General features: G+C 65.8%; 2 protein-coding genes and 2 pseudogenes. 2 read left to right on the top strand and 2 right to left on the bottom strand.

Annotated features, from left to right (window positions below; translation table 11 throughout):
• Positions 1-825 (bottom strand): annotated as a pseudogene (locus tag DBR22_RS15335) (G-D-S-L family lipolytic protein); the annotation flags it as partial.
• Positions 826-1,177: 352 nt separating this feature from the next.
• Here DBR22_RS15335 and aztD point away from each other — a divergent pair.
• Positions 1,178-2,506 (top strand): zinc metallochaperone AztD, encoded by a 1,329-nt coding sequence (gene aztD, locus DBR22_RS15330; RefSeq protein ID WP_258229230.1) that lies wholly within the window; start codon positions 1,178-1,180, stop codon positions 2,504-2,506.
• Positions 2,507-2,616: 110 nt separating this feature from the next.
• Here aztD and DBR22_RS15325 read toward each other — a convergent pair whose 3' ends face one another.
• Complete coding sequence (locus DBR22_RS15325) at positions 2,617-3,051, bottom strand: DoxX family protein (RefSeq protein ID WP_108599739.1); 435 nt, start codon at positions 3,049-3,051, stop codon at positions 2,617-2,619.
• A 124-nt stretch (positions 3,052-3,175) separates the two neighbouring features.
• Here DBR22_RS15325 and DBR22_RS24595 point away from each other — a divergent pair.
• A pseudogene (locus DBR22_RS24595) lies at positions 3,176-3,347 on the top strand (MATE family efflux transporter); the annotation flags it as partial.

The raw sequence follows: 3,347 nt of genomic DNA, 5'->3' as shown, positions 1-3,347 counted from the left end.
GAGGTAGTCCCCGGGATTGATGACCCGGAGGATCTCGTCCAGCCGTCCCTGGCTGATGAAGTTCTTGGAGCTGCGGCCGCCGATGGCGTGGTTCCTGAAGGCCACCTTGTCATCGAAGAAGCGGTCGATCATCTGGCCCCAGCCCGCCTGCGGAACGTAGCCGGCATCGTAGGTCTGGACCGTGGAGTCGCCGGCCAGGTAGACGCCGGGGTCAGTGGTGGCAGCGCGCGGAGCACGGGCAGCAATGACCAGCGAGTTGATCTTGGCAGCCGTCCCGGTGAAGTCCAGATTCAGCTGCCCGTCGACCAGGGAAATGGGAAACTCCATCTCCAGGTACTGGCCCGCGGGTTTGTCCGTGAGCTGGACCTTGGCCATCTTTTCGGCCGTAATGGCGATGTTGGTGGCTTCCGCGGCGTCACCGGCAATGAGCTTGACGGTGTAGTCGCCATTAGGCAGATCCACCAGGAAGCTGCTGCCCTGCGCCTGGACGAAGTCCGAGCGGAGGGCGTCGCCGGTGCCGCGGTCCACGCCGGAGGTGACGGCGGTGTCAGTAAAGCCGAACTTCACGTCCGCGGAATAGGCAGTGGCGGCGTCGACGCGGGTATAGCCGGTCTCGGTGCTGCCGGGGCCGAAATCGAAACGGAAGCCGCTGCCGACCGGCGGCAGGGCTGTCTCCGCCTGGACTGCCGGCAGGCCCGTGAAGGCCAGCGCCGCGGAGGCAACGGCGGCTGTCACGGCTTTGGTGCGCAGGGAAAGGCGGCTCCGGCCAGGGTTCGGCGGTGGTTCCGCCATGTTGAGCGGACTGTCTTGAGGGGGATGGATCACGAACATCTCCTTTGATGAGCGGTGCGGAAGCCCGGCCACTGCGGCGGGCTTGGATCGTTTCAATGCGATCGGAAGACTTGTGGTGGCGGTTTTCTGGGGTGCGCCGGCCGGGAAGGCCGGTGGGTCGGGGATGGGCAGGGGCCGCCTCGGTGACTTGCAACGCGGATGGTGATGCGGACCACCCTTGTTATCGTTCACAGGTTTACCAGTGCAACGTTGTAGACGTCAAGGCTTTCACGATTGTTTTCTGGGAGTTACTGATGCCCACTGTGACTATTTGAGCGCTTTGCCACCATGGTGCCGGGGTGTGGTGTGACGCCGCCGGATGCCATTGTGCCTATCACTAACAATAATGAGTATCATTAGCGCCATGATGAAATTCATGAAGCCGTCTCCCACCAGCCGCCATACCCTCGCGTTCCCGGCTATCCTCGCAGCCTCGTTGCTTCTGCTCCCGGGCTGCGGAGCCGCTCCCGGCGAGAGCGCCCTCCCGCCGTCGGAGGCCGCCGCCGGCAGCAGTCCAACCGGCGACGGGGATGAGGCAAAGGAGGCCCGTGCGCCGGTCCCGCGCCTGGTCCTGACGCATTCGGCCGGGGTGTCTGTCCTGGATGCCAAAACCCTGGAAACTGTTGCTGAGGTGCCGCTTGAGGGCTTCAACAGGTTGAGCCAGGCGGGCGACGGCAGGCATGTGCTGATCTCGTCGGGTGATGCCTTTCGCGTGTTCGATTCCGGTGTGTGGACCGAGCGGCACGGGGACCACGGCCACTCCTATGCCGGCCTGCCGCAGCTGACGGACCGCGCTTTTGATGCCAGCGGGGCGGGCCATGTGGTCACCCACGCGAAGCGGACAGCACTCTTCAGTGACGGGACAGGGAAAGTGGAGATCTTTGACCCTGCCACCCTCTCGGATGCGCTCAAGACCGGGCTGCCCGCAACCACCGCCTACACCGCGCCCGAAGCCCACCATGGCGTCGCCATCACGCTGGAGGGCGGACAGTTGCTTGTCACGCTGGGCAATGACGAGGGGCGCAGCGGTCTGGCGCTGCTGGATGCTCCGGCCGGGGAAAACCAGGAGCGTGCGGAACTGCTCCGCAACGAGGAATGCCCCGGCGTGCACGGTGAGGCGGTTGCGGCGGGTGCAACAGTGGTGGTGGGCTGCGAGGACGGCATGCTGGTCTACCGGGATGGGGCCTTCACCAAGGTTGCGAGTCCTGACGCGTATGGCCGGATGGGTAACCAGGCCGGAAGCCCCGCGTCCCCGGTGATTCTCGGCGACTACAAGGTGGACCGGGACGCCTCGCTGGAGCGGCCCACCCGGATTTCACTGGTCGATACCGCCACCGGCACGCTGCAGCTCGTGGACCTGGGGGCCAGTTACTCCTTCCGCTCCCTGGGCCGCGGTCCGGCAGGGGAGGCGCTGGTATTGGGGACGGACGGCGCCCTGCACACCATTGATCCGGTCTCGGGCGTTGAGACTGGTTCGGTTCCGGTGGTTCCTGCCTGGGAGGAACCGGAGATCTGGCAGGATCCACGTCCCACACTTTTCGTTCAGGGATCGACGGCCTATGTCACCGAGCCGGCCGGCTCGAAGATCCACGCCGTGGACCTCACGTCCGGCAGGGTAGTGAAGAGCGGCGAACTGCGGCATGTTCCCAATGAGCTGACGGGCGTCACTGGCTAGGGGCGCCGATTCCGCCCGCGCGGATCACCAAGGCTATTAACCGCCGACGGCGGACACGCACCTGGGTGCCTGTCCGCCGTCGGGCGTTATGTCTGCTGCAGGGGTGCCCTCTAGGCGAGGACGGCCAGCCGGGAGTTCTTGCGGCCGAACAGTGCCCGGTCCACGGAAACGCGGCCGGCGCCCGTCAGTGCGAGGGCCAGGGCTGCGGCGGCCAGCAGCAGGACCAGCTCGTAGCCGCCCTTGTCTGCGAAGACGCCGGCGGGGGCGTGGACCAGGAACAGGGCGCCCAGCATGTTCAGGGCCAGGAGTGCTGCCACGATCCGGGTCAGCACGCCCAGGATCAGGGCAATGCCGCCGGCCAGTTCGAGGCCGGCAACCAGGGGAGCAGAGATCTGGGCTGCGGGGACGCCCATCTGGGCGAAGGCGGCCTGGGTGCCTGCGACGGTCCATTCGTTGAACTTCTGCCAGCCGTGGGCGGCGAAGAGGAAGCCGAGGATAACGCGCAGGACGGTGATGGCGGTGGTGGTAAGGCGTGACTGGTTCATCTAAAGAGTTTCACTCATCATTAGTTGAAGTGTCAACTAATGATGAGTGATTGTGTTCCATGTCATGACTCGGGGCGTCACGTAAGCCGGACGTCAGCCGGGCAGGCCGCATTAGGCTGTCCCTGTGTCCCGTCAACCCGCTCCCGCCGCCCTGAAGACGCCGGCTGGCCAGTCCCGGGAGATCCTCCGGCTTGCCGTTCCGGCGTTTGGCGCACTGATCGCCGAGCCGCTCTTCCTCCTGGCCGATTCCGCCATTGTGGGCCACCTGGGGGTTGCCCAGCTGGCCGGTGTGGGGC

This window comes from Arthrobacter sp. HMWF013 (genome assembly GCF_003061105.1).
Taxonomy (GTDB): Bacteria; Actinomycetota; Actinomycetes; order Actinomycetales; family Micrococcaceae; genus Arthrobacter.
This window is presented reverse-complemented; position numbering and strand designations above follow the sequence as displayed.